The sequence below is a fragment of the Streptococcus chenjunshii genome, from assembly GCF_003086355.1.
In the GTDB taxonomy this organism is placed as follows: domain Bacteria; phylum Bacillota; class Bacilli; order Lactobacillales; family Streptococcaceae; genus Streptococcus; species Streptococcus chenjunshii.
In genome coordinates, this window is the sequence record NZ_CP031733.1 from 117,484 (window position 1) to 142,333 (window position 24,850).

At 41.1% G+C, this 24,850-nt stretch carries 26 protein-coding genes; 21 read left to right on the forward strand and 5 right to left on the reverse strand.

What is annotated here, in order from left to right; all coding sequences use genetic code 11:
• Window positions 1-18: 18 nt before the first annotated feature.
• The gene (rpoC, locus tag DDV21_RS00740) at window positions 19-3,663 is read left to right on the forward strand and encodes a DNA-directed RNA polymerase subunit beta' (RefSeq protein WP_116878373.1); all 3,645 of its coding nucleotides are present in this window, start codon (window positions 19-21) and stop codon (window positions 3,661-3,663) included.
• A gap of 187 nt (window positions 3,664-3,850) precedes the next feature.
• On the opposite strand, the gene DDV21_RS00745 is transcribed toward rpoC, so the two are convergent.
• Window positions 3,851-4,480, reverse strand: a complete 630-nt coding sequence (locus tag DDV21_RS00745; RefSeq protein WP_116878372.1) for a hypothetical protein — start codon at window positions 4,478-4,480, stop codon at window positions 3,851-3,853.
• Between the two features lie 429 nt (window positions 4,481-4,909).
• On the opposite strand from DDV21_RS00745, the gene DDV21_RS00750 reads away from it, so the two are divergent.
• From DDV21_RS00750 to DDV21_RS00795, 10 genes are all read left to right on the forward strand, one after another.
• The gene (locus DDV21_RS00750; protein ID WP_116878385.1) at window positions 4,910-5,272 is read left to right on the forward strand and encodes a DUF1033 family protein; all 363 of its coding nucleotides are present in this window, start codon (window positions 4,910-4,912) and stop codon (window positions 5,270-5,272) included.
• A 64-nt stretch (window positions 5,273-5,336) separates the two neighbouring features.
• Window positions 5,337-6,278 (forward strand): competence type IV pilus ATPase ComGA, encoded by a 942-nt coding sequence (gene comGA, locus DDV21_RS00755; RefSeq protein WP_116878371.1) that lies wholly within the window; start codon window positions 5,337-5,339, stop codon window positions 6,276-6,278.
• A complete protein-coding gene (gene comGB, locus DDV21_RS00760; RefSeq protein ID WP_116878370.1) occupies window positions 6,184-7,245 on the forward strand; it encodes a competence type IV pilus assembly protein ComGB in 1,062 nt (353 codons plus the stop codon). Before comGA ends, comGB begins: the two co-directional genes overlap by 95 nt.
• Window positions 7,246-7,572 (forward strand): competence type IV pilus major pilin ComGC, encoded by a 327-nt coding sequence (gene comGC, locus DDV21_RS00765; RefSeq protein ID WP_116878369.1) that lies wholly within the window; start codon window positions 7,246-7,248, stop codon window positions 7,570-7,572.
• On the forward strand, window positions 7,523-7,978 hold the full coding sequence (gene comGD, locus DDV21_RS00770; RefSeq protein WP_259293365.1) for a competence type IV pilus minor pilin ComGD: 456 nt from the start codon (window positions 7,523-7,525) through the stop codon (window positions 7,976-7,978). The genes comGC and comGD overlap by 50 nt, the downstream gene beginning before the upstream one ends.
• Entirely contained in the window at window positions 7,932-8,225 is a 294-nt protein-coding gene (gene comGE, locus DDV21_RS00775) for a competence type IV pilus minor pilin ComGE (protein ID WP_116878368.1), read from the forward strand. The genes comGD and comGE overlap by 47 nt, the downstream gene beginning before the upstream one ends.
• Window positions 8,179-8,637, forward strand: coding sequence for a competence type IV pilus minor pilin ComGF (comGF, locus tag DDV21_RS00780; protein ID WP_116878367.1), 459 nt, complete (start codon window positions 8,179-8,181; stop codon window positions 8,635-8,637). The genes comGE and comGF overlap by 47 nt, the downstream gene beginning before the upstream one ends.
• Entirely contained in the window at window positions 8,624-9,001 is a 378-nt protein-coding gene (gene comGG, locus DDV21_RS00785; RefSeq protein ID WP_116878366.1) for a competence type IV pilus minor pilin ComGG, read from the forward strand. Before comGF ends, comGG begins: the two co-directional genes overlap by 14 nt.
• Before the next feature lie 505 nt (window positions 9,002-9,506).
• Entirely contained in the window at window positions 9,507-10,463 is a 957-nt protein-coding gene (locus DDV21_RS00790; protein WP_116878383.1) for a class I SAM-dependent methyltransferase, read from the forward strand.
• Window positions 10,464-10,514: 51 nt separating this feature from the next.
• Window positions 10,515-11,708 (forward strand): acetate kinase, encoded by a 1,194-nt coding sequence (locus tag DDV21_RS00795; RefSeq protein WP_116878365.1) that lies wholly within the window; start codon window positions 10,515-10,517, stop codon window positions 11,706-11,708.
• Between the two features lie 131 nt (window positions 11,709-11,839).
• On the opposite strand, the gene DDV21_RS11695 is transcribed toward DDV21_RS00795, so the two are convergent.
• The 4 genes from DDV21_RS11695 to pepA all read right to left on the reverse strand — a co-directional run bounded on the left by DDV21_RS11695 (window position 11,840) and on the right by pepA (window position 14,539).
• Window positions 11,840-11,995 (reverse strand): hypothetical protein, encoded by a 156-nt coding sequence (locus tag DDV21_RS11695; protein ID WP_162886265.1) that lies wholly within the window; start codon window positions 11,993-11,995, stop codon window positions 11,840-11,842.
• 9 nt (window positions 11,996-12,004) lie between these two features.
• Window positions 12,005-12,445: a pyridoxamine 5'-phosphate oxidase family protein gene (locus tag DDV21_RS00800; protein WP_116878364.1), complete on the reverse strand. Its 441-nt coding sequence runs from the start codon at window positions 12,443-12,445 to the stop codon at window positions 12,005-12,007.
• A 247-nt stretch (window positions 12,446-12,692) separates the two neighbouring features.
• On the reverse strand, window positions 12,693-13,463 hold the full coding sequence (proC, locus tag DDV21_RS00805; RefSeq protein ID WP_116878363.1) for a pyrroline-5-carboxylate reductase: 771 nt from the start codon (window positions 13,461-13,463) through the stop codon (window positions 12,693-12,695).
• 11 nt (window positions 13,464-13,474) lie between these two features.
• Window positions 13,475-14,539 carry a glutamyl aminopeptidase gene (pepA, locus tag DDV21_RS00810; protein WP_116878362.1) on the reverse strand — a complete coding sequence of 355 codons (1,065 nt, stop codon included), beginning with the start codon at window positions 14,537-14,539 and terminating at the stop codon, window positions 13,475-13,477.
• 61 nt (window positions 14,540-14,600) lie between these two features.
• Between pepA and DDV21_RS00815 the strand changes: the two genes are divergently transcribed.
• The 10 genes from DDV21_RS00815 (at window position 14,601) to DDV21_RS00860 (ending at window position 24,428) form a co-directional block, all read left to right on the forward strand.
• On the forward strand, window positions 14,601-14,885 hold the full coding sequence (locus tag DDV21_RS00815; RefSeq protein ID WP_116878361.1) for a DUF4651 domain-containing protein: 285 nt from the start codon (window positions 14,601-14,603) through the stop codon (window positions 14,883-14,885).
• Between the two features lie 65 nt (window positions 14,886-14,950).
• Window positions 14,951-15,577, forward strand: coding sequence for a YtpR family tRNA-binding protein (ytpR, locus tag DDV21_RS00820; RefSeq protein ID WP_116878360.1), 627 nt, complete (start codon window positions 14,951-14,953; stop codon window positions 15,575-15,577).
• A 194-nt stretch (window positions 15,578-15,771) separates the two neighbouring features.
• Complete coding sequence (locus tag DDV21_RS00825; RefSeq protein WP_116878359.1) at window positions 15,772-16,707, forward strand: sugar phosphate isomerase/epimerase family protein; 936 nt, start codon at window positions 15,772-15,774, stop codon at window positions 16,705-16,707.
• 24 nt (window positions 16,708-16,731) lie between these two features.
• On the forward strand, window positions 16,732-18,102 hold the full coding sequence (locus tag DDV21_RS00830; protein ID WP_116878358.1) for a PTS transporter subunit EIIC: 1,371 nt from the start codon (window positions 16,732-16,734) through the stop codon (window positions 18,100-18,102).
• A gap of 62 nt (window positions 18,103-18,164) precedes the next feature.
• The gene (locus DDV21_RS00835) at window positions 18,165-18,920 is read left to right on the forward strand and encodes a DeoR/GlpR family DNA-binding transcription regulator (RefSeq protein ID WP_116878357.1); all 756 of its coding nucleotides are present in this window, start codon (window positions 18,165-18,167) and stop codon (window positions 18,918-18,920) included.
• Between the two features lie 240 nt (window positions 18,921-19,160).
• The gene (locus DDV21_RS00840) at window positions 19,161-19,556 is read left to right on the forward strand and encodes a single-stranded DNA-binding protein (protein WP_116878356.1); all 396 of its coding nucleotides are present in this window, start codon (window positions 19,161-19,163) and stop codon (window positions 19,554-19,556) included.
• Between the two features lie 602 nt (window positions 19,557-20,158).
• Complete coding sequence (locus DDV21_RS00845) at window positions 20,159-21,130, forward strand: sugar ABC transporter substrate-binding protein (protein ID WP_116878355.1); 972 nt, start codon at window positions 20,159-20,161, stop codon at window positions 21,128-21,130.
• Entirely contained in the window at window positions 21,130-22,449 is a 1,320-nt protein-coding gene (locus DDV21_RS00850) for a sensor histidine kinase (RefSeq protein WP_116878354.1), read from the forward strand. Before DDV21_RS00845 ends, DDV21_RS00850 begins: the two co-directional genes overlap by 1 nt.
• Window positions 22,442-23,119, forward strand: a complete 678-nt coding sequence (locus tag DDV21_RS00855) for a response regulator transcription factor (protein ID WP_116878353.1) — start codon at window positions 22,442-22,444, stop codon at window positions 23,117-23,119. The genes DDV21_RS00850 and DDV21_RS00855 overlap by 8 nt, the downstream gene beginning before the upstream one ends.
• Window positions 23,112-24,428 (forward strand): ABC transporter substrate-binding protein, encoded by a 1,317-nt coding sequence (locus DDV21_RS00860; protein ID WP_116878352.1) that lies wholly within the window; start codon window positions 23,112-23,114, stop codon window positions 24,426-24,428. Before DDV21_RS00855 ends, DDV21_RS00860 begins: the two co-directional genes overlap by 8 nt.
• Window positions 24,429-24,850 lie beyond the last annotated feature (422 nt).

Consider the following 24,850-nt stretch of genomic DNA (forward strand, 5'->3'; position numbering starts at 1 on the left):
CAAAGAAAGGTAAAATTAGTGGTTGATGTAAATCGTTTTAAAAGTATGCAAATCACATTAGCTTCACCCAATAAGGTTCGTTCATGGTCTTACGGTGAGGTTAAGAAACCTGAAACAATCAACTACCGGACGCTGAAACCGGAGCGTGAGGGGCTGTTTGATGAAGTTATCTTTGGTCCTACCAAAGATTGGGAATGTGCCTGCGGAAAATATAAACGAATCCGTTATAAAGGCATTATCTGCGACCGCTGTGGTGTAGAAGTGACTCGGGCTAAAGTCCGCCGTGAACGGATGGGGCATATAGAATTAAAGGCTCCTGTTTCACATATTTGGTATTTTAAAGGGATTCCCAGCCGTATGGGCTTGACTTTGGATATGAGTCCGCGTGCACTTGAGGAAGTTATCTATTTTGCGGCTTATGTGGTCATTGACCCGATGGATACACCGCTTGAGCCAAAATCGCTCTTGACTGAACGTGAATATCGAGAAAAACTGCAGGAATACGGCCATGGTTCTTTTGTAGCGAAAATGGGAGCTGAGGCGATTCAGGATCTGCTTAAGCGTGTAGATATTCAAGCTGAAATTGCAGAACTTAAGGAAGAACTTAAGACGGCCACTGGTCAAAAGCGTGTTAAAGCTGTTCGCCGTTTGGATGTCTTGGATGCTTTTCAGAAGTCTGGAAATAAACCAGAATGGATGGTATTAAATATTCTTCCTGTTATTCCGCCGGATTTACGACCGATGGTTCAGTTGGACGGTGGCCGTTTTGCCGCTTCTGACTTGAATGACCTCTACCGGCGTGTTATCAATCGTAACAACCGTTTAGCTCGACTGCTGGAACTTAACGCTCCCGGCATTATTGTTCAAAATGAAAAACGGATGCTTCAGGAAGCGGTTGATGCACTTATTGATAATGGCCGCCGAGGCCGTCCGATTACAGGTCCTGGGAGCCGTCCGCTTAAGTCGCTCAGTCATATGCTGAAAGGAAAGCAAGGGCGCTTCCGTCAAAATCTGCTCGGAAAACGTGTGGACTTCTCCGGCCGTTCTGTTATTGCTGTCGGTCCGACTCTCAAGATGTATCAATGCGGTGTCCCGCGTGAGATGGCTATAGAGCTATTTAAGCCTTTTGTAATGCGTGAGATTGTCGCGCGTGATTATGCCGGTAATGTTAAGGCGGCTAAACGGATGGTTGAACGCGGGGATGAGCGTATCTGGGATATCTTGGAAGAAGTAATCAAAGAGCATCCTGTCCTTTTGAACCGGGCACCAACTTTGCACCGTTTGGGAATTCAAGCATTTGAACCAGTGCTTATCGATGGTAAGGCTCTGCGCCTCCATCCGCTTGTTTGTGAGGCCTATAATGCTGACTTTGACGGAGACCAGATGGCTATCCATGTACCGCTTTCGGAAGAAGCTCAGGCAGAAGCCCGTCTCTTGATGCTGGCTGCAGAACATATCCTTAATCCTAAGGATGGCAAGCCGGTTGTAACACCTTCACAGGACATGGTGCTGGGAAATTACTATCTGACAATGGAAGATGCAGGCCGTGAAGGCGAAGGGATGATCTTTAAAGACCATGATGAAGCGGTTATGGCTTACCGAAATGGCTATGTGCACTTGCACAGCCGTGTTGGTATTGCAGTAGACAGCATGCCGAATAAGCCTTGGACAGACGATCAGAAACACAAAATCATGGTGACAACAGTAGGCAAGATTCTGTTCAATGATATCATGCCTGAGGACCTTCCTTTCCTTCAGGAACCTAATAATGCCAATCTGACAGAAAAAACGCCGGACAAGTATTTCTTAACACCAGGTCAGGATATTCAGGAGGCTCTTGCTGAACTGGATCTTAACCAGCCTTTTAAAAAGAAAAACTTAGGGAATATTATCGCTGAAACCTTTAAACGTTTCCGGACAACTGAAACGTCAGCTTTCCTTGACCGTTTGAAGGACCTCGGTTATTATCATTCTACTCTTGCCGGTTTAACGGTAGGAATTGCAGATATTCCGGTTATTGACAATAAAGCTGAAATCATTGAAGCTGCCCATCACAAAGTAGAAGAAATTAATAAAGCTTTCCGCCGCGGCCTGATGACAGATGATGACCGCTATATCGCCGTAACAGCGACATGGCGTGAAGCTAAAGAGGAACTTGAAAAACGTTTGGTTGAAACTCAGGATCCTAAAAACCCGATCGTTATGATGATGGACTCAGGAGCCCGCGGAAATATTTCAAACTTCTCCCAGCTTGCGGGGATGCGCGGTTTGATGGCTGCGCCAAACGGCCGGATCATGGAACTTCCTATTCTGTCCAATTTCCGTGAAGGTTTATCTGTCTTGGAAATGTTCTTCTCTACCCATGGTGCCCGTAAAGGAATGACCGATACAGCCCTTAAAACGGCCGATTCAGGTTATCTGACCCGCCGTTTAGTTGATGTTGCTCAAGATGTTATTATTCGTGAGGATGACTGCGGTACGGACCGCGGACTTGATATTACAGCTATTACTGATGGCAAGGAAGTGACCGAAACCTTGGCGGAACGTTTGGCTGGCCGTTATACCAAAAAATCTGTTAAAGATCCAAAAACTGGTGCTGTCATCGTTCCGGCTAACACCTTACTGACAGAAGACATGGCAGCTGAAATTGCTCAGGCTGGTGTCGAAAAAGTCACAATTCGTTCGGTCTTTACCTGCAATACACGCCATGGTGTCTGCCGCCACTGCTATGGTATTAACCTTGCAACAGGGGATGCTGTTGAAGTGGGTGAAGCTGTTGGGACTGTTGCTGCTCAGTCTATCGGAGAGCCAGGAACTCAGCTTACTATGCGGACTTTCCACACAGGTGGTGTTGCTTCGAATACTGACATCACTCAGGGTCTGCCGCGGATTCAGGAAATCTTTGAAGCACGCAATCCTAAAGGTGAAGCTGTTATCACTGAGGTTAAAGGAACAATTGCTGATATTGAAGAAGACGCTGCTACGCGTACCAAGAAAGTCTTTGTTCAAGGTGAAACAGGCAGCGGAGAGTATGTGGTGCCATTTACGGCTCGCATGAAAGTGGAAGTGGGAGACACTGTCCATCGCGGTGATGCTCTGACAGAAGGTTCTATTCAGCCTAAGCGTTTGCTTGAGGTGCGGGATACCTTATCTGTGGAAACCTACCTTCTGGCCGAAGTACAGAAAGTGTACCGCAGTCAGGGTGTAGAAATCGGTGATAAGCATATTGAAGTTATGGTTCGCCAAATGCTCCGCAAGGTGCGTGTCATGGATCCAGGCGACACTGAGCTGCTTCCGGGAACTCTTATGGATATCGCTGACTTTACAGATGCTAATAAGGAAATTGTCATCACGGGCGGTGTTCCAGCAACAAGCCGGCCTGTTCTTATGGGAATTACCAAGGCTTCGCTTGAAACAAATTCATTCTTGTCAGCAGCTTCATTCCAAGAGACAACACGTGTTCTTACAGATGCTGCTATTCGCGGGAAGAAAGACCATCTGCTCGGCCTTAAAGAAAATGTCATTATCGGAAAAATTATTCCTGCCGGTACTGGTATGGCTCGTTACCGTAACCTTGAACCGCAGGCTGTCAATGAAATTGAAATTATGGATGATATTGACAATATTGACGTTGTTGAAGCAGAGCCTCTTGCTGCAGAATAATGTTTTGGTTTTGATATCAAACGGTTTACCCAAAGTCCAACGACTTTGGGCTTTTTAAATGGCAAAAGGCCTATATAAAAGAACGGTTTAAAGCTTTAGCGACAGCAAAAAAGCGAAAAATAAAAACCCTTGTTTCACAGGGGTTTTAGACGCTTTTCAGCTCTGTCTCAGCTTTATCCCTTGGCAGTTATCGCTTAAAATATCGCCACTGTTTTAGCAACCAGATTGTTGATAAGATGACGGCCATTAACAAAGGGATTGGTTTCGTGCTTTGTCCGAAATATGTACAGAAGACTTGTATCAGACCAATGATTATCCCACTGTATTTCCAAAGGGGACGGGATAGTAGTCCAGCCCAGGAAATCATGAACAGCCCCAGTAAAATATCACATAAATGCCAAGCAGCGTAAATTTCAGCTAAAGCTGCCGAGAGATTATCGCCTGTGACGACAGGCAATCCGTTGACAGGATAGATAAGCCTGCCCGTTTTTACTACGATTAATAGCCATACCATTAACATTAGTATAAAACTTGTCACTAGAAGTCCTGTCAGTATTTTTTTATTTTGAAAATACAGTTTGCGTACATTATAAAAGGTGCTTCCAAAGAGAATAGTTGAGAACATGAGTAATTCATCTACGGCCATCAGTAAGCTGCTGTGCCGTTCTACGGTTTGCTGCAAGGAATTTGTCATCTCTAGCTGGAAACTGAAATATAAAAAACCAATCCTCACCACCATATATATCAAGCATCCAGCAAGAAACATTCCCAGGACTGAGAAATATTTTCTATTTTGCTTAAAAACTTGTTCTTTCATAGCTTCTCCTACTATTTAATTTTTCTTCCGGCAGACATAGTATATGAGGATACTCTTATTAGTGAGTTTACCACATACGCTGATAGTTTTAAAATAAAAAATTAATTTCTTCTTAAAAGGGCATAAAAAATGATCTCCCACACTGTGTGGAATTGATAGTATCAATGTTTTCTTAGTAATTCTCTTGGTTTTGCTCTATTTTAATATATTGACTGTATCTATTCGAATATTGAGATGCCAAGCTTGTTTAATCTTTATGAAAATAACAATAAAACTGCAATTTCTAACAACCTATTGCACTCCTGGCTGGGAAATCGGCAGACTGTGGCAGGGGGCAGGTCGTCCTATCTTTATTTAAGTCAAATAAGCAAATTTTTTCCCAAAAAAAATATTTTTTTATATAATAGTTTTTATAAGGAAGTAAGTGTTATGTATCAAGTAGTTAAAATGGAGGCTGATTTTGAGCCTTGGTGGTTTTTTGAGGAATGGCAGCAAAATGTCACTGAATCGGTGAACTTCACACGGTTCGATGACGCTTTAATTTGTTTTGAAAAAGAATGGGGAAAGCTCCGTCAGCAGCTGCCCAGTTACCAAAGCAGGCAAAATTTATTAGCCGCTTTTTGGAATAATGAGGAACAGTACTGGTGTGAAGAGTGTGATGACTATCTCCAAAATTATCATTCTCTTTTACTTTTGGAAGACTGGGAGACTGTTTCTCAACATTATTATATGCCTTCTTTCGAACAGCGCAATGATTTTATATTGCCTTACAGCTGTTCCTTACGTACGTAAAAAACCTTTACTTTTTGTAAGGTTTTTTTCTTTTGTTTACGAATAATATGGTGAGGAGGCCAAGATGGTTCAGGATTTAGCAAAGACGATTATAAAAGAGGCTGTATCAGTTAATGCTCAGGACATTTATATGATTCCTAAAGGGGAACGCTATGAATTATATATACGTGTTGGAGCTGAAAGAAAGAAGCTTGATTGCTTTGAGCCTTCTCATATGTTTAGTATCATTAGTCACTTTAAATTTGTAGCAGGGATGAATGTTGGTGAGAAACGTCGCAGCCAGTTAGGATCTTGCGATTATGTTTTCGGTGAAGGAAAGGAAATTTCTCTGCGTTTATCAAGTGTTGGCGACTACCGGGGACGGGAAAGTTTAGTGATTCGACTGCTTTATCCTGGAATTTATCGCACAAACTACTGGTTTGATAATCTGGAGCGGTTGCAGACCAATGTTGGCAGCCGAGGCCTCTACCTTTTTTCGGGACCGGTTGGTTCTGGGAAGACCACTCTCATGTACCAGCTGGCAACTGAGAAGTTCCAAAATAAGCAGATTATTTCCATTGAAGATCCTGTCGAAATCAAAGATGAAACGATGCTGCAACTGCAAATCAACGAAAGTATTGGTATGACTTATGATCATTTAATTAAGCTCTCGCTCCGCCATCGTCCGGATATTCTTATTGTTGGTGAAATCCGTGACGAGACAACAGCTCATGCTGCTATTCGTGCCAGTTTAACCGGCATTGTTGTTTTTTCTACGATTCATGCCAAAAGTATTGCTGGGGTTTATGACCGCCTAGAGGAGTTGGGAGTCAGTCAAGGAGAGCTAAGCAGCTGTTTACAGTTAATTGCTTATCAGCGTCTAATCGGAGGGGGAGGAGTCATTGATTTTGCTGCTGAAAATTTTCAAAACCATGTCCCGGACAGTTGGAATAAACAAATTGATAGGCTTGTTAAGGGTGGATATATTACCAAAGAAGAAGCGAGGCTTGAGAAAATTAAGGCTTAAAGAACAGAGGAAAATCATTCAACTGTTCAATAACCTTCTTGAAAGTGGCTTTACATTAACAGAGATGGTTATCTTTCTTAAACGCAGTCAGCTTTTAGCGGATAAATATACGGATAAAATGTATCACGTATTACTCAATGGGCAGGGGCTGGCAGAAATGATGGCAGTCCTGGGTTTTTCCGATGCTGTTTTTACGCAGCTTACTTTAGCAGGTATTCACGGCAACACGAGAAAAAGTCTTCTTAGAATTGAATCCTATTTAAAGAGTCTGCTTTTAGTCAGGCAAAAACTGATAGAAGCTGGAACCTATCCTTTACTGCTTCTGAGCTTTTTAGTTCTGTTAATGCTAGGCCTAAAAAACTATTTGCTTCCGCAGCTTGAAGAGAATAATTTTGCCAGTCAGATTCTAAATCATTTTCCGGTATTTTTGGTATCGCTAATGTTTATTTCAGTAGTACTTGCTTTAATTGTTTATCTCTTCGCTCAGCGTTTGCCGCGGATAAGATTTGTGGCGTGGCTGAGCCGTCTGCCTTTACTAGGAAACTATATCCGTCTTTATTTGACTGCTTATTATGCACGTGAATGGGGAAATTTAGTCGGTCAGGGAATCGAACTGACCCAAATTGTACAGATTATGCAAAATCAGAAAGCTCGATTATTCAGTGAGTTAGGAATTGATATGGAAGAAGGATTAATTTCAGGAGAAGAATTCCATACCAAGGTTCTGGATTACCCTTTCTTTTGCAAAGAGCTAAGTCTGATAATTGAATATGGAGAAGTAAAATCTAAACTGGGAAAAGAACTGGAGATTTATGCTCAGGAAACTTGGGAAGCATTCTTTAACCAGCTTATAAAAATAACACAGATTATTCAGCCTATCGTTTTTATTGCTGTTGCCTTGATGATTGTGATGATCTATGCAGCTATGCTGCTGCCAATGTATCAAAATATAGGAGGGAATTTTTAAATGAAAAAAATATTAATAGCCATAAAAGAAGGTAAAGCACCAAGTTTTACTCTGCTTGAAATGTTATTTGTTTTACTCATCATCAGTGTTTTACTTTTGTTGTTTGTTCCAAATTTAGCTAAACAAAAAGATAAAGTTAACAATACCGGAAATGCTGCTGTTGTCAAAGTGGTTGAGAGTCAGGCTGAACTTTATGAATTAAACGAGAATGCACCGGCAACGCTAAGCAAATTAGTCGCCGAAGGCAGTATCAGTGCAAAACAGCAGAAGGCTTACAATGACTATTATGCAAAAAATTCTAAAGAAACACGTCGTATCGCAAATTAAAGGATTTACACTTTTGGAGAGTTTACTGACTCTTTCTGTGACTGTCTTTTTGATAATTAGCTTTTCAGGGACAGTAAACGGGGTCTTACGTAAAGTTCAGGAACAATTATTTTTTTTAAATTTCGAATACATATTTAGGGACACACAAAAACTGAGTTTGGCTAATCATCAGCAAATGATGTTAACTGTTTCTGATAAGGAAGTCAGCAATGGTGTTACCGCTCTGGCATTGCCAGAAAGCATCAGTCCCCAGGCGAATTACCGTCTTCTTTTTGATCAGGAGGGAGGTAATTCGTCTTTAGCTAAACTTATTTTTAAAACTGCTGATAAAACAGTCACTTATCAGCTGTATTTAGGGAGTGGTAATTATAAAAAAGTTGAGACTACGGGCCTATATTCTCCTTGAAAGTCTAATCTTTTTGGGGGTTTTAGCTTTAATCAGCAATCTTATTTTAGGCCAAATAGATGACAATAGGCGGCACATTGAAAGGAATTTGCATCGGCAGGAAGTTTTGCAGACGGCTGCTATGGCTGTCCAAACCAAACAAGATCAGCTGAACTTAAATGGCATTCATATTAAAATTTCTAGGGATGGTAACCATATTTATGTCTATGAAAATGAACAAGAAATTCTGCGTGCTGAAAAATTTTAGAGTTCGGAGTTTTACCCTTTTAGAGTGTATTATAGCCCTTTTTGTGATATCAGGATCTGTTCTTGTCTATGAGGCTTTGACAGCATCATTAAGTACTAATATCCGCTATCTATCTGATAATTATCAAGAAAACTGGCTTCTGTTTTCGCAGCAGTTGCATACAGAGTTGGCTGGGAGCCAATTAGAGAAAGTTGAAGGCAACAAGCTTTATATAAGCAGGGATGGGCAGCAACTAGCTCTAGGGCAATCTAAAGCAGACGATTTTCGGAAGACAAATGCTGATGGACGCGGTTACCAGCCGATGCTATTCGGATTAGCTGACAGCCATATCAGCCGAGAAAGCAATATAGTAACAATAAGACTGACCTTTAAAAATGGTTTGAAAAGGAGTTTTATTTATGCTTTTACATAGGAAAGCTAAAGCAGGAGTTTTATTATATGCCCTACTTATGTCCGCGGTATTTTCACTCTTACTGCAATTTTATCTTAACCGAACAGTTGCTGCAGAGCGCCAATATCAGGCACAAAACACAGCCAGCCAAGCCTTTTTGATGGCAGAACTTACCCGCGATTTGGCTGATTCGGGCTCAGGGACAGTAATTTTTACTCAAGGCAAAACCAGCTATAAACAGGAAGCTGGGAAACTGGAAATTCAAGTTCAGATGGCTAATGGAAAACAATACCATTATTATTTTCTTTACAAGAAGCAGTCTGATAAGGAACAAAAAACAGAGTTGCCCGAAACGCCTGGAGAAGAGAATAATGAAGCGAATTAAATGAAAAAAAGCAGTAAACAGAGCTGAAGTTAAAGAAACGTATTCTCAATATGAAAAGTTTGAAATCAGCACTCAGCAGCAGACAGCGCTTTGCTTATTTCTCTGAGCTCTTTGCCTTGACATAGGTTTTGACAAGTGATTTTCAAGTTTTAACAAAATTGCCAGACTTGGCGGAGCCAATGCTGCTTGCTTTTAAGAATATAAAAAGGGAATAAGAAATGAGTGAAGAGTCGCAAGTCAATTAGACTTGTAATGTACTTTTACGTCTCTTTCTAAAGCACTTACGTCTATTAGGATAGACTTGCTGAGCTAAGAGATTTGCTTATATTCAGACAATATGAGTGATTTTAATAAGTATATGGTGAATAGAGGTGCTTGGATATTAAGTATTTCCAGAAATAGCTAATACTTGTAGCAGTATGGTTTAATACAGTAAGACAGCCGGAGGAATACGCAGACCTTTTCATCCATCATGATTTTTGATATCATAAATGCGGAGGAAATCATGAATTTTAAAAAAATTGAGACAGCTTATGAATTGGTTTTAGAGAATATCCAAATTATTGAAAATCAAATAAAAACTCACCTCTATGATGCCCTTATCGAACAAAATGCTTTCTACCTTGGCGCCAGCAGTACAGATCAGCAGGTTAATGACAACAATCAGCGCCTGCATCAGCTGAATTTGACAAAGGAAGAATGGCGCCGTGTTTTCCAATTTATTTTTATCAAGGCAGCCCAGACTGAACAGCTTCAGGCTAATCATCAATTTACACCGGATAGTATTGGCTTTATTCTGTTATTCTTAATAGAACAGCTGACAGCTTCAAATGAACTGGATGTTCTGGAAATTGGCAGTGGGACAGGAAATCTGGCAGCCACTCTGGTGAACAACAGTCAAAAAAAATTGGACTATTTAGGTATAGAGATTGATGATTTGCTTATTGATTTAGCTGCCAGCACTGCAGAGGTTATGGATTTGTCTGTCCGTTTCTTACAAGAAGACGCTGTTCGCCCGCAGATTCTGAAAGCGAGTGATATTATCATCAGTGACTTACCCGTTGGCTTTTATCCCAACGATGAAATTGCCAAGAGATATCAAGTTGCGAGCCCTGAAGGCCATACCTACGCTCACCATTTGCTGCTGGAACAGTCGCTTAAGTATCTGAAAAAAGATGGCCTTGCTCTTTTTTTAGCACCGGGGAATTTGCTCACCAGTGATCAGAGCGGCTTGTTAAAAAATTGGCTGAAAGATTATGCTGATATTATTGCAGTGCTTACTCTGCCGGATTCTGTTTTTGGAAATCCTGATTATACTAAGTCCATTTTTGTTTTACAAAAACAGACTGACCATAGGGCAGAAACATTCCTTTATCCATTGTCAAGTCTGCAGGATCAGAATATTCTCGCTGATTTTATTGAAAATTTCCAAAAATGGAAAATTGATAATATGCATTTATGAAATTTTATGATAGAATAAAAATAGATTATGAAAACGCTTCAGAGGTGAATTATGTCAAAAACTATTGCAATCAATGCGGGGAGTTCGAGTCTTAAATGGCAGTTATATAATATGCCGGAGGAAGAAGTCATTGCTAAAGGGTTAATTGAGCGGATTGGAATTGAGGATTCTGTTTCTACGGTTAAATTTAAAGGGCAAACGGAGACAGAAACGGTTGATATTGCTGATCATACTCAGGCTGTTAAGATTCTTTTGGATGACCTTATCCGTTTAAATATCATTTCGGATTATAAGGAAATCACAGGTGTTGGCCATCGGGTTGTAGCAGGCGGTGAATACTTCAAAGATTCGGCTCTGGTTGATGACAAGGTTATTGAGCAGGTTGAGGAGTTGGGGCTATTAGCTCCTTTGCACAATCCAGCTAATGCTGCGGGGATAAGAGCTTTTAAAGAGCTTCTGCCCGACATTACCAGCGTTGTAGTGTTTGATACAGCCTTTCATACAACGATGCCTGAAGTGGCTTACCGTTATCCTATTGCCAACCGGTACTATAAGGATTACAAAGTACGTAAATATGGAGCGCATGGAACTAGTCATCGGTATGTTGCTCAAGAAGCTGCGAAGATACTAGGTAAGCCGATTGAAGATTTAAAACTGATTACTTGCCACATCGGGAACGGTGTTTCCATTACAGCGGTTGATGGAGGCAAATCGGTTGATACTTCAATGGGTCTAACTCCACTCGGCGGGGTAATGATGGGGACGCGTTCTGGTGATCTAGACCCTGCAATTATACCTTTTTTGATTGACCGTGAACCAGAACTGGCTAATGCCGAGAAAATTCGGACTGTCTTTAACCGTGAATCAGGTCTGCTTGGGGTTTCAGGAAAATCAAGCGATATGCGTGATATTATTGCCGGACAAGAGGCTGGGAATCATGATGCTGGCTTAGCTTTTGATATGTTTGTTGATCGCTTAAAAAAGTATATTGGTCAGTATGTTGCCGTTTTAAATGGTGTTGATGCGATTGTCTTCACAGCTGGAATTGGAGAGAATTCTCCTGAAGTTCGGGAATCAGTAATTTCGGGGATGACTTGGTTTGGTGCTGAGCTTGACTTAGAGAAAAATGCTTCCGGAGCAGAGGGGATTATTTCCAAAGAAGGTGCTGATGTGAAGGTTCTTGTTATTCCGACAGATGAGGAATTGGTTATCGCTCGTGATGTTGAGCGCTTTAAGAATCATTAAGCTAATAGAAAAAATTAGGTAAGTGAGAGGATTGAAAAGTGTGCTGCTGAAAAAGTCACCTCAATGAAAATATCAACAAACAAACTGATAGAAAAGCAATAAAAACAAAATAAAAAACGAACGATATAAACTTAGTCCTGTTTGACTAGTATAAAACGTTCGTTTTTTATTAGCTTGATTTTTCTTTCACAGGCTTTTTCAGTGGTCTCCTTTCCCTTTAGAAGGGGCAAGTGACGGTTTGCAGTGAGGAATGAAGGGAAAGAGAGCGGCAGGCTCTGGTTTTCCATAAAAGCCTCCTAAAGAAAAACATGAAAGCTGTCAGTGTGCGGCGGAAGAACTGTCAAATCATAAAACTCGCCGCGGGCTTGTGAAAAGGCAAATACTTCCAGTACCTTGCGGCTTTCTTCTGTGGGGTAAATATCATACAGATAAGGATTTTTCTTGAGTAAGACATCCAATTTTTCCTTGCCAAGATGGCGAATTGTTCCTGTCAAAGAAATCATTTTTCGTTCCATAGAGCTTTTTCCTTGTGTCAGACCAGTGATTGATATAAAAGGCTTTTCTTGCAGCTGCTTGTAAAACGATTTTGAATTGGCGGTTAAGAAATAAACTGTTTTGCCGTCTTCGTACATCATATCGATGACACGAGTTGCGGGATTGCCTTGAGGATCAACGGTTGCTGCAACAACTGAATGAATATCATCAACCAATAAGGTCAAATAATCTGATGTCTGCATATTTTCCTCCATGTCTTTTGGTAAATAATCCCTCTGGAACAGGTCTAGCTCAGGGAGTATGATTTCAGGGGAAGGGCTGAAAGCTTTAGCTTGTTGGGGGATACTGATTGTGATAAAAGATTTTAAAGTATGGTCAAAGCAGTTTTCGTTCGAGTGAGAGTGGAATGCTGGTTGAAAAGTGCAGCTAATATTAATTTTGTTTTAGTTAGTAAGGTGAGATACTAATGCTGGAGAGCTTCAGATTATTTCAGAGCTCTTTGGCCTTAGCGATGGTTGCATCAATGCCTGATACGAGAGCAGCTGTAAAACCGCTTTTTTCAAGATCAAGGAGTCCAGCAATTGTAGTACCTCCAGGACTTGAAATGCTATCAATTAAGTCATTCGGGCTGTCTGTTCCAAGCCATAAATTTTGGCTGCTGGCTAAAACTGTTTGTGTGATAATTTCCAGAGCTTGTTTTTTATTTAGACCGTATTTGACACCGGCTTTAGCCAAAGCTTCAATAAAGAGGTAAACATACGCCGGACTGGATCCTGCTAAAGCAGTAAAGGTATCAAAATCTTTTTCAGGGAGCTCAAAAGTGGTACCAAAACAGTCTGTAATCGTTTTGGCGGTAGTCATTAATTGTTCAGAAACATGCTGGTTTCCACAGATGGCAGTTGTGCTTTTAAGAATTTGTGCATTGAGGTTAGGCATGATGCGAATTAAAGGCAGATTGGGATTAGTCAGTGTGCTTAAGCGGTCCAGACTGACGCCGGCGGCCATTGACATCAAGGGCTTATCTATTTTTAGATGGGCCAGAACAGTCTCTATTATTTGCGGTTTAACACCTAGAATGATGAAATCAGCTTCATCGGCTAGTTCCTGATGTGACTGGGCGGCTTTAACCCCTAATCTCTCAGCAGCGGCTTGACTGGTTTCAGGGTCGCGGTCTGAAATAATAACAGTGAATGGTTTGGCTTTCACACCCTTTATGATGGCACTGGCCATTTTGCCAGCACCTATAAACCCGATTTTCATAATTTATCTCCTTAGTATTTTTTAATTAAGTCAACAGTTGAACGGTCTAGTTTTTGAATAATGGCTTGCAGGAAGGCTTGAGCCTGCAGAAAATCATCCATAGCATAAAGGCTTTGATGTGAGTGGACATAACGGGCGCAGACGCCTATTGTTGTTGAAGGGATTCCGGAATTTTTGAGGTGAGCAGCCCCAGCATCTGTCCCCCCTTTGGCACAATAGTATTGGAAAGAAATTCCTGCTTCCTGTGCTGTACTGATTAGAAATTCCCGCATATTTTTCAGCATAATATGGCCAGGATCGTAAAAACGCAAAAGCGTTCCCTTGCCGATGGCTCCCTGTTCACCGTAGATATCACCAGCAGGTGAGCAGTCGACAGCTAGAAAGATTTCAGGTTGAAAAAGATTTGTTGACACCTGAGCTCCGCGCAGTCCGACTTCTTCTTGCACATTAGCTCCGGCAATAAGTGTGTTGGGGAGCGGCTTATTTTTGATGGCTTCCAGCAATTCTGTGACCATGAGTATACCATAACGGTTATCCCAGGCTTTTGATATAATATTTTTTTGATTGGCGGTCAGAACCGCTTCTGACTGCGGAACAATAATATCGCCGGGCAGCAGTCCGTAGCTTTCTGCTTCCTCTCTATCAGTAAAGCCAGCGTCAAAAATCAGCTCCTCTATTTTGGGCAGATTAGAATTGTTGCTATTGCGCAGAAAATGAGGAGGCAAAGATCCCGAAATAACTGGGATGCTTTGTCCTGTTTGGGTGTAGAGTGTGAAACGCTGGGAGCTGACTACTAAAGGGTTCCATCCCCCGATGGCTACTGCTCGCAGTGTTCCGTCAGGCTGAATATGGCTGACCATAAAGCCGACTTCGTCCATATGCGCAGCGACCATAACTCGCGGGGCGTCTTGAACTATGCTGCTTTTGATGCCGAAGATGCCGCCAAGTCCATCGGTTTCTATCTGATCAACCAGAGGGGTCATTTTAGCACGCAGGAAGTCACGTACTGAGTGTTCATAGCCTGCTATAGCATCAAGTTCTGTCACTTCTTTTATCTTCTGAAATAGGTTTGACATCTTATTTATTACCTCAATTCTTACTTTCTATTTTAGCATCTTTTGTGATAAAATAGAGGTTATGAAATATAAAAAAGTTGTCCTTATTTCCAGTGTTGCTTTTTTAGGGCTGGGCAGTGCCTTTTTGCTTGGGGCTGCTCTGGTGAAACACAGGCAGATAAAACAGTACAGTCGTGCTCAAGCGGAGCTTCGGCGTTTTTTTGGCAGTTTAGGGGAAATAGAGGTTCTCTATATCAAGGAATTTGTTTCTGATAGTCAGGCTGTTCGCGGCGGTGTTGTCATGAGTGACGGTAAGAACTATTGTTTTATTTACCGTGACGGACAAGTTGAGTTTTGGGAAGAATGACAAGTTGTCGTAAAGCAGCGTCAGATAAGAGAAATACAGCTATTTGTAACAGGAGAGATTAAATAATGATTTTTACTTACAATAAAGAGCATGTTGGCGATGTGCTGATGGTGATTGTTAAGGACAGCAAAGGTGGTAAACTTGCTGCTGAGCGCAGAGGTCAGGCCGCACGTGTTTTTCTTTCTGAGACGGGAGAAACAGTTGCTTGGAATATCTTTGCAGTGTCTGAGTTAATAACTGTAAAAGGGAGCGGTCAGGTGACGCTGACTGATGAAGAGGTTGCGGTTTTAAACACTGTTCTTACAAATGAGGGTTTCACAGAAAGCTTGATTAATGATGCGGCACCTAAATTGGTGGTCGGTCAAATTACAGCCTTAACTCCTCATCCTAATAGCGACCATCTCAATATCTGTCAAGTTAAAGTCGGTACTGACACCTCAATACAGATTGTAGCCGGGGCTCCTAATGCTGCTGTTGGTCTAAAGACAATCGTTGCTCTCTCAGGTGCTATGCTGCCAAATGGAGAACTTATTTTTTCTGGGAGCCTGCGGGGAGAGAAAAGTTTTGGTATGATGTGTTCTCCGCGGGAATTATCACTGCCTAATGCTCCGCAAAAGCGCGGGATAATTGAGCTTTCTGATGTTGCTGTAGTCGGTGATGCTTTTGATAGGGCTAAACATTGGCAAGCTTAAGTTTTTGGCAGTATAATCTGTTTCTGCAACCCGATATTGGGTTGCAGAAACAGATTTTTTTATTTTAGCGGATAATGGAATTTGCAAAACCGTAAAAAAATATGAAAAAAAATTAAAAAAAATGACAATATGCTATTGAATTCGCTTGCATAACGTGCTAAAATGAGGTTATAAAATAAGGAAGGTGACAAAATATGAAATTAGCAACACGGATTAATTCGTTTCTGCCTGTTAATGATAACGATTTAAGCAAGGTATTGGCCCGTTTTAAAGAACTGCATTTGGATTATGTCGATTTAAACTATCCAGAGCATGTTGAACAGTATCAAACTGAGACAGTTAAGGCAATGCTGGCAGATAATCAGCTGACTTTAAATGGTTTGGCACTGCGTTTTAGAAATCCATTTATTAATGGGGAGTTGGGTAACGCTGACCCTAAAGTTGCTCAGGAAGCCTTACAGCTGTGCAAAGATGCTGTAGATTACTGCCGCAGCCTTGACGGAAAAGTTATCACAATTTGGCTGGGATATGATGGCTTTGATTACAGTTTTCAGATCAACTACCGCAAGGTTTGGGACCAGCTGGTTCAAGCCTATCAGGAAATTTGTGATTATGCTGGGGATTTGCAAATCAGTATTGAATATAAACCCTTTCAGCCGCGTGCCTATGCCTTTGTTGAAGGGATGGGGGTAACAGGTATGCTGCTGCATGATATTAACCGTCCTAATATTGGCGTGACTTTGGATTACTGCCATATGCTGATGAAGCATGAAAATCCGGCTTTTGCTGCTGATATTTTCGGAAGCCGGCAGCAGCTTTACGGAATCCATTTAAATGATGGCTATGGTCTTAATGATGACGGATTGATGGTGGGAACCGCTACACCGTTTAAAACGCTGGAACTTCTTTATTATTTGAAAAAACATGATTATTCAGGAGTAGTTTATTTCGATACTTTCCCAGTTATTGAAGGCGCTGATGAAGAGTGCGCTCGTAATATAGAAATGATTAATTATATGGACAGTCTAATTGATCAGGTCGGTTTGGATACTATTCAGTCAGTAATTGATAAAAATGATGCTATCGCTGCTAACAAATTAATGCTGCAGTTTTTTAAAGGGAATAAATAATAATTAGTAATTGAGGTGATAATTATGGCTGATTATAAAGCAACGGCTCAGGGGATTTTAGCCCATATTGGCGGTGCTGAAAATGTGGTAAATATGTCTCATTGTGCGACGCGCCTGCGTCTTAATTTAAGAGATGCCTCGCTGGCTGATGATGAGGCGGTGCAGAATGTAGAAGGGGTGGTCAATGTTATCAATAAGGCAGGGCAGTACCAAATTTTAATCGGTACCGAAGTTCCCCATGTCTATGATGAATTTGAAACCTTAGTGAAAGGCAGTGAAAAATCAGATTTGGATGAAAGTGACAGCCAAGGAGGGAGTGTCATTAGTAAAGTCTTTGCAGCTATTTCAGGTATTTTTGCCCCTTTGCTTCCAGCTTTAGCAGGTTCGGGGATTCTAAGAGGTCTGCTGATTCTGTCTGTACAGCTAGGTCTCATTGCTGAAAACAGCGGTACTTATACGATTCTTTATGCTGCATCAATGGCTGTCTTCTATTTCCTTCCGGTTTTATTAGCCTTTTCATCGGCTAGACGTTTTGGAGCCAGTCCCTATATTTCGGCCTTAATCGGGGCAGCGCTGCTGCATCCGGACTTTATTGCTCTGATGGGTGATACCGGAAATGGTGCAATGTCATCCTTCTTTGGAATTCCTGTGGTTCTGATGAACTATAATTCAACAGTCGTTCCAATTATTTTGGCCATCTGGGCTTACTCCTATCTTTACAAATGGCTGGATAAACACATTCCGGAAACTTTAAAACTCGTTCTCGTCCCTCTGATTTCACTGGCTATTATGGTTCCTTTGACCGTAATTGTTATCGGGCCGATTGGGGTTTACAGCGGGGAATGGATTGCCCGTATTGTCAATTATCTGATTGAAAGGAGCGGCTTACTGACAGGCGTTCTGATCGGCGGAGGCTGGAGTGTACTTGTCAGCTTCGGTATCCACTGGGCGGTCAATCCGATTATGATCAACAATATTTCACAAGTCGGCTATGACTATATTTGTCCGCTTACCTTTGCCTGTAACTTTGCTGTTATTGGAACGGCCTTTGGCGTATGGCTCAAAGCTAAGGACAAAAACCTGAAAAATTTTGCGATGACAGGTGTTGTCACAATTGCTTTATCGGCCATTATTGAACCGACTTTGTTTGGTATGCTGGTCAAAAACAAAAAATTATTCTTAGCACAGATTATTGCCGGTGCAGTTGGCGGTGCTTATCTCGGTTTGATGAAGGTGGTCACTAATGCTTTCGTATTTGGCAGTGTGACAACTTTCCCAGCTTTTATCGAAAGCAGTGCCAATGTCATTAACGGAATTATCGGTCTTGGTATCGCTACGCTTGTCGGCGCAGTCCTTGGTTTTATTTTCACGGACAGGGAAGATAAGCTGGCTTAAGGTAAGTTATATGAAATAATTCGTTGAATATGGTATCATGGTTAGCGAGGTGAACGCAATAAATGATTCCATATGAAAGACAACAAAAAATACTCAGTCTACTGAAAGATACCGAGTTAGTTAAATTTGATGAGATCCAAGCTGTTTTTCCGAAAGTTTCATCTTCTACTCTCCGTCGTGATTTAAAAGAACTGGAAAAGAATAATAAGGTGGAATATCTTTCAGGCGGTGCTGTCAAATTGATGTCAACTGTTGGAGAAATCCCTATCACAACAAGAAACACGCTGTATCAAGAAGAGAAGGAGAAAATTGCCTCTCTGGCAGCTAAGGAAATTCAGGATGGCGATGTCATTTATCTGGATTCAGGCTCAACCTGCTCTCTCCTGTTTGAAAAAATTCTTACTAAACGCATTACAATCTACACAACCAATACAGATATTTTTTCAATAAAAGGGGAGATTCTGGCAGAAATCATTATGCTGGGCGGTCAGTTCAATCCGATAAATTCTTCTGTCAGCGGTGCTTTAACTGAGGTCAACTTAAGAGATATTTATTTCAGCAAGTCTTTTTTGGGAGTCAACGGGATTGATGAAAAGTTTGGGGTAACCACTCCAACAATTGTCGAGGCGACGAAAAAAAGATTGGTAAAGGAGCATTCTGATAATGTTTTTCTCCTGTGTGACAGTTCGAAATTTCATAAACTTTCTAATGTCAAGGCCTTTGCCTTGCAGGACATTACAGTCGTTTCCGACCGTTTTGATGAGAGAATCAGCAAACTGGTGCCGCTGGTTGCTGCCAGGAGCGGTCAGGATATGTAAAAATCATTAGAGAGCGGGCCAAAAATCGGTAAATTGTCCTAACATGACGATTTCGATTTTGGCGCCCGCCTCCAATTAACCACTGCGCTAAACGCATATGATGAGGCAGGACTTTTGTTCCTGCCTTTTAATGATTTATCTTAAAGTTTGGCTGTCTCTTGTTTAAAAATTTTTGCCCTTTAGTGCCTGCATTTGTTTAATTCCTGCTTCTTTTTTCGAATGATAAAGTAGGAGGGTAATATGTATAACAAAGTTATTATTATTGGACGGCTGACGGCGATGCCTGAGCTTGTTAAAACAACAAATAATAAATCTGTCACGCATGTCACTATGGCGGTTAACCGTCGATTTAAAAAGCAGAACGGTGAACGGACTGCTGATTTTATTAATATTGTTATTTGGGGACGTTTAGCTGAAACGCTGGTTTCTTACGCCGGCAAGGGCAGTCTTATCTCACTGGATGGGGAACTGCGTACGCGCAGATATGAAAAAGATACACAAACGCATTATGTCACTGAAGTGCTCTGCCATTCTTTCCAGCTTTTGGAGAGCAGGGCACAGCGGGCGCTGAGGGAAAATAATAGTACAAGCAATTTGACGGATTTAGTTTTAGCAGAGGAAGAGCTGCCTTTTTGATTAAAGCTGGTATTTGAAGCAAATCCCAATCGATAGCTCTGTCTGCTCAGAACTTTTTTGCCGGCTGCATTGTCATAAAAAGCAGTTAGTTTAGGAAAAACGTATTTTTTTAGATGGAAAATGGGTCAGAGATCAGTCTCTGGCCTTTTGCTTGCCTCGTCAGACTGTTTAAAACAAATATCAATTGGGCCGATCTGAAAATTTTGTTATACTAAGGATAAGGCTGTAAAAATGAATGGTCTTTGTTTTCCTGAAAAGTCCGTATTTGATATACACTTAACGAAAAAACAAAACATGTTATAATAAGGGTAAGCTGATACTGGACGCATACAAAATGATACTGTACAGCTGATAAAGTTGGCTGTTTAGGTTTAACTGACTGTGAGTGTTACCTCTGTTCTGCTGGATGTGAGCAAATTTCGAGACCGTTGCCGTTGGCTGCGGCTTGTATTTTAACGGCCTTTGTATCTTGTGAATTGAACACGGCCTAAGAGCTGTGCAAAAAGGACAGTCTGTCCTAGAACCCTATGGTTCTTCGTCCAGCCTCCTATTTTTGCTTTGCTCTTTACACGGCCTTTGTATCTTAATGAAGGGGGTGTGGGATGAGGCTGCATTTAAATTATAAAAAAGCATTTTTTTGGCTTATTGGGATAGTATCGGTTTTAGTGCTTGGACTGATCTATGTTCGCGGAACAGCTTCGCCTGCCATAGCTAATCAAAAGAAAATCGGGGTCACCTATATGACCATGAATAATGATTTTTATAAAATTCTGAATGCTGAAATCAAGAAAAGTGTCAGTGAGCATCATGATATTCTTTATGTCAGAGATCCGGAGCTTGATGAAAAAAAGCAGAGTCAGCAGATTACCTATTTTATTGAACAGAAGGTAGATGTTATTGTCATTAATCCTGTTAAAAGTGACAGCAATCAAGTTATTGCGGCTTTAAAGAAAGCGCAGAAAAAAGGTATCAAGATTATAGCTGTTGATACGCAGCTTCAGGGGATCAAAGCAGATTCTACCATTGTCTCAGATAATTATCGGGCCGGCGTTCTAAATGCACGGAATATGATGAGTGTTCTCAAAGAAGCCGATATTTTGCTTTTAGAACATTCCAATACGATTTCTGCTACCGAGAGGATTAAGGGCTTTCTGGATACGATTGCTGGACAGGATAATTACCGCATTGTTGCCCGAAAAGATACACTTGGTCAGACGGAAGTGGGTTTGCCTGAAGTTAGGGAAGTTATCGAACAAGGGACCGCATTCAATGTAGTTATGGCTCTGAACGATCGCAGCGCTTTAGGAGCACTTGCTGCAATAAAAGAGACCAAGCTGTCGGGAAAAATTTATATTTATGGAATTGATGGTTCTCCCGACATGAAGAATTTACTGGCCGGAACAGAAGATGTTCAGGCTACAGTTGCTCAGTCCCCAATTGCTATGGGTGAAAAGACAGCTGAAGTTATTTATCTTTTAACTGCAGGTAAGAAAGTTAAGCAGGAATATGTGATACCTGTTGAGCTGATTAGCAAAGAAACGATTGATGAGCATGATATAACGGGGTGGCAGTGATGAATAATATTAGGATTATCAGATACAGTAAGCTGGCCTTAATTCTTATCAATCTGGTTGCTATTGTTTATAATGTCTCCCTTTACCTTTTCGCGACTAACTACATTGTCGCAAAAGGGCTGTCGCATGACTTATTGGAAAAATTAGATCGTATTCCCAATTCTCCTGTCAATGTTTTTCTGACGACCATATTTTTCTATGCTGCTCTTTTGTTAGTCATCGCTTACCGTGATCGGCAGGAAAAGTATCGTTTATCTGTATATGACGGGCTGTCTGTTCTTGAAGTCGGGCTTATGCTTGCAGTTTTTATAGCTTCGCAATCCTCTTATAATGGTCTTATTTTATTGGTGTTTACAGATATTTTTTACAGCTCTAAAGAATTTGGTGCTTCTCAGGGGAGAAAATCCTGGCTGGTTTTTATCTTCTTCAGCTTTACTGCGCTTCTGCTTTCCAATTATGATATCCTGTCACTTTTTGTTCGGCTGCCTTCTTTAGATACCTTCATCAGTTTTTACCCCCATTCAACTCGGCTTGCTATTTTATTTTTTAAAAATTTCTTGGTTTCCTTGAACATAGTTGTGTTTATTACATCGCTTTTATCTTATATCATGTATTCGGTCACGCAGAGACACAATATTGAGGAAGAACTGAAGATGGTCTCCAAAGTTAATACGGAATTAAACAGCTATGTTGCTTTGACAGAAAAAATTGTTGAGGATCGTGAACGCAAACGTATTGCCAGAGAGATTCACGATACGCTGGGTCATGCATTGACTGGAATTTCGGCTGGAATAGATGCGGTCAGAGTTTTAGTTGATATAGATCCGTCGCGGGCAAAAGAACAGCTGCAAAATATGTCGCTGGTTGTGCGTGATGGTATTCGTGATGTCAGAGGGTCTCTTAAAAAGCTGCGTCCTGGAGCTTTAGAAAACGGCAGTTTAAAAGAAGCCCTATTGCAAATGATTAAGGAATACGAGGCAGTTTCTCATATGCAGATTGAATTGTATTACCGATGGGATAAAGTTGATTTGGACAGCATGAAGGAAAATATTGTTTTTCGTGTCATTCAGGAATCTATTACCAATTCACTGAGGCACGGTCATGCGAATAAGATTGTTATCCATCTCCTCAATCAGGAGAAGTATATAATCAGTATACAGGATAACGGCATTGGTTTTACTGAACTGCACTATGGATACGGCCTTAAACAAATGAAAGAACGTCTGGCTGTTGTTGGCGGCAGTGTACGTTTTGAAAATAGGAATGGCTTCTTTACTTGGATTGAAATTCCTAAAAGAAATGGAGAAATAGATGATTAAAGTGATGATTGTTGACGATCAGGAGCTGATTCGGGAATCGCTAAAGATAATCTTGTCCGCTTACACAGAAGTTGAAGTCATTGCTCTTGTCAATGATGGCGAAGATGTGCTGGAAGCCATCCAGCAAAAAAAGCCTGATATTATCTTAATGGATATCAGGATGCCTAAGATGGACGGCGTTCTCTGTACAAAACTGGTCAAAGAGACTTATCCGGATATCAAGATTATTATTTTAACAACTTTTGATGATGATGAATTTATTTTCAGTGCTCTGAAATATGGGGCTTCTGGCTATATTCTCAAAGGGGTATCAACAGAAGAGCTTCATCAGGCTATTTTGACAGTTTATAATGGCGGGGCTATGATCAACCCTGATATTGCGACTAAGGTCTTTAAACTTTTTTCACAGATGGCGCATTCAAATATTGATGTAGCCGTTGAAGAAAAAAATGTAAAGGAAATGAGCCAAAATGAATGGCGGATTATTCAGCAGGTAGGTTTCGGTCTGTCCAATAAAGAAATTGCTGCTAAGCTCTATTTATCAGAAGGCACTGTTCGCAATTATCTATCGGGGATTTTATCTAAGCTGAATCTGCGTGATCGGACCCAGTTAGCTCTCTGGTCTGTGCAGACAGGTGTAACGATGAAGGATTTAAATAAGGATGACTAATATACTGAATGTGTTGAAAAAGAAAAAGCTTAGGCTGCCTCTGCTGCTGTTTTTCTTAACTGTTCTTTTGGCTGGTGCTTATTTTTGGCAGCGCAGAACCATTGTTATCCGTTTAGGGATTTATTCCGGCAGCAGCTGGGATGTCCCTAACAGCAAGGATAATCGTGTCATTGATTCGGCTATTGCTGTTTTTGAAGCGGAACACCCTAATGTTAAGGTTGTTTATGACAGCGGTATTCCTAAAGATGACTATTCTTCATGGCTGTCAGATAGCATTTTGAGAGGAAAGCAGCCTGATCTCTTTATGGTGCCGGAAGATGATTTTAGCCTGCTTTCGTCAGCTGGAGCTTTGAGAAATCTTTCGTCATTAATTGAGAACGATTTGGATACCGGTGCTTACTACAGTTCGTCTTTAACAGCGGGTCAGTATAAGGGGGAATATTATGCCCTGCCTTTTGAAGCGAATCCGATTATGATGTGTGTCAATAAGGACTTGCTCGAAAAAGAAGGTCTTTCCCTTCCTGATAAGGACTGGACCTTGGCAGATTTCTACCGTATATGCCAGGCAGTTACTAAAGATACTGACGGCGATGGTGTTGTAGATCAATATGGCAGTACAGATTATACTTGGCAGCAAGCCCTTCTTGCATATGGCGGTGAGATTTATGACCAGAATACGAATCAATTAACCGTGGCCAGCGGCAAAATGAGAAAAGCGCTGTCTTTTATTTCTAAATTAGAAGCTTTAACTGATAATATCAAGGTTTCTTCTGAAGACTTCGACCAAGGGAAGGTCGCTTTTTATCCTATGACTTTAGCCCAGTATCGAACCTATAAACCTTATCCTTATCATGTTGCCAAGTACTCCAGTTTTTCTTGGACCTGCATTCAGATGCCGGCAGAAGAGAAAAACGATAATGCGACTGAGATTCAGACTTCTCTTTTTGCTATGTCCGCCAAAACACGGCATTCAGATCTGGTCTGGGATTTTTTAAAAATTCTCTCCAGCCGTTCAGAAATTCAGCAGGAACTGGTTGATAAATCTCAGGGGATGTCTGTTTTACAGCCGGTCATGACCAGTGAAAAAACTCAAGATGCCTTAAATTCGGACGAGTTAGGAACGAATTCTTTAAGTATCAGCACCCTCAACCAAATGATGTCAGATTCAAAGATTCCCCCGAGATTTAAGCATTATGATGATGTTATGTTAAAACTGGACCATCTTATTGAGCAGGCTCTGGCTGCAAAAACAATTGACAGTGAGCTCTGGACAATTCAACGGGCTGTTGAAGAAGAACTGGATGATTAGAGCAGTACAGAGCTGTTTAAAAAAAGTATAAAGATATAAGCCGAAGTCTGGGATACTGCGGTCTGGTTTTTTGAGTTATATAAAAATAGGGGAAGGTAAGCGGCAATAGGCACTTGCTTCCCCTTATTTTCATTTCGTCTAGTTTTTTTGATCTGGTTTTATCATCGAGCGGTAATGACATTTGTCATGTGACTATTGACAATCGTCAATTTAATTTGATGACATTCGATAGTAGGAAAACGATTTCCTTTTAAGTAAAATAAAGACAAGTAAAACAAAAGTTCAGTATTTTCAAAGCTTTAAAACTAGTGAATTTGTTAAACTGAACACGGCCTGAAAGCTCGGCAAAAGACAGCCCTCCTAGAGTCTTTGGGGACTCGGCGGTCAGGCTCCTATTTTTCAGCCGCTTTCTTAACGGCCTT

What these genes read in the sequence shown, in the direction of transcription:
- DDV21_RS00860 (WP_116878352.1), top strand. Translation starts at nt 23,112, where the DNA reads ATGACTAATATACTGAATGTGTTGAAAAAGAAAAAGCTTAGGCTGCCT.
- DDV21_RS11695 (WP_162886265.1), bottom strand. Translation starts at nt 11,995, where the DNA reads ATGGAAAACCAGAGCCTGCCGCTCTCTTTCCCTTCATTCCTCACTGCA.
- proC (WP_116878363.1), bottom strand. Translation starts at nt 13,463, where the DNA reads ATGAAAATCGGGTTTATAGGTGCTGGCAAAATGGCCAGTGCCATCATA.
- pepA (WP_116878362.1), bottom strand. Translation starts at nt 14,539, where the DNA reads ATGTCAAACCTATTTCAGAAGATAAAAGAAGTGACAGAACTTGATGCT.
- comGB (WP_116878370.1), top strand. Translation starts at nt 6,184, where the DNA reads ATGTCCCGGACAGTTGGAATAAACAAATTGATAGGCTTGTTAAGGGTG.
- DDV21_RS00840 (WP_116878356.1), top strand. Translation starts at nt 19,161, where the DNA reads ATGTATAACAAAGTTATTATTATTGGACGGCTGACGGCGATGCCTGAG.
- DDV21_RS00815 (WP_116878361.1), top strand. Translation starts at nt 14,601, where the DNA reads ATGAAATATAAAAAAGTTGTCCTTATTTCCAGTGTTGCTTTTTTAGGG.
- DDV21_RS00800 (WP_116878364.1), bottom strand. Translation starts at nt 12,445, where the DNA reads ATGCAGACATCAGATTATTTGACCTTATTGGTTGATGATATTCATTCA.
- DDV21_RS00745 (WP_116878372.1), bottom strand. Translation starts at nt 4,480, where the DNA reads ATGAAAGAACAAGTTTTTAAGCAAAATAGAAAATATTTCTCAGTCCTG.
- DDV21_RS00855 (WP_116878353.1), top strand. Translation starts at nt 22,442, where the DNA reads ATGATTAAAGTGATGATTGTTGACGATCAGGAGCTGATTCGGGAATCG.
- DDV21_RS00790 (WP_116878383.1), top strand. Translation starts at nt 9,507, where the DNA reads ATGAATTTTAAAAAAATTGAGACAGCTTATGAATTGGTTTTAGAGAAT.
- DDV21_RS00835 (WP_116878357.1), top strand. Translation starts at nt 18,165, where the DNA reads ATGATTCCATATGAAAGACAACAAAAAATACTCAGTCTACTGAAAGAT.
- DDV21_RS00845 (WP_116878355.1), top strand. Translation starts at nt 20,159, where the DNA reads ATGAGGCTGCATTTAAATTATAAAAAAGCATTTTTTTGGCTTATTGGG.
- DDV21_RS00830 (WP_116878358.1), top strand. Translation starts at nt 16,732, where the DNA reads ATGGCTGATTATAAAGCAACGGCTCAGGGGATTTTAGCCCATATTGGC.
- comGG (WP_116878366.1), top strand. Translation starts at nt 8,624, where the DNA reads ATGCTTTTACATAGGAAAGCTAAAGCAGGAGTTTTATTATATGCCCTA.
- DDV21_RS00825 (WP_116878359.1), top strand. Translation starts at nt 15,772, where the DNA reads ATGAAATTAGCAACACGGATTAATTCGTTTCTGCCTGTTAATGATAAC.
- DDV21_RS00850 (WP_116878354.1), top strand. Translation starts at nt 21,130, where the DNA reads ATGAATAATATTAGGATTATCAGATACAGTAAGCTGGCCTTAATTCTT.
- comGA (WP_116878371.1), top strand. Translation starts at nt 5,337, where the DNA reads ATGGTTCAGGATTTAGCAAAGACGATTATAAAAGAGGCTGTATCAGTT.
- DDV21_RS00750 (WP_116878385.1), top strand. Translation starts at nt 4,910, where the DNA reads ATGTATCAAGTAGTTAAAATGGAGGCTGATTTTGAGCCTTGGTGGTTT.
- comGC (WP_116878369.1), top strand. Translation starts at nt 7,246, where the DNA reads ATGAAAAAAATATTAATAGCCATAAAAGAAGGTAAAGCACCAAGTTTT.
- ytpR (WP_116878360.1), top strand. Translation starts at nt 14,951, where the DNA reads ATGATTTTTACTTACAATAAAGAGCATGTTGGCGATGTGCTGATGGTG.
- comGD (WP_259293365.1), top strand. Translation starts at nt 7,523, where the DNA reads ATGACTATTATGCAAAAAATTCTAAAGAAACACGTCGTATCGCAAATT.
- comGF (WP_116878367.1), top strand. Translation starts at nt 8,179, where the DNA reads ATGTCTATGAAAATGAACAAGAAATTCTGCGTGCTGAAAAATTTTAGA.
- DDV21_RS00795 (WP_116878365.1), top strand. Translation starts at nt 10,515, where the DNA reads ATGTCAAAAACTATTGCAATCAATGCGGGGAGTTCGAGTCTTAAATGG.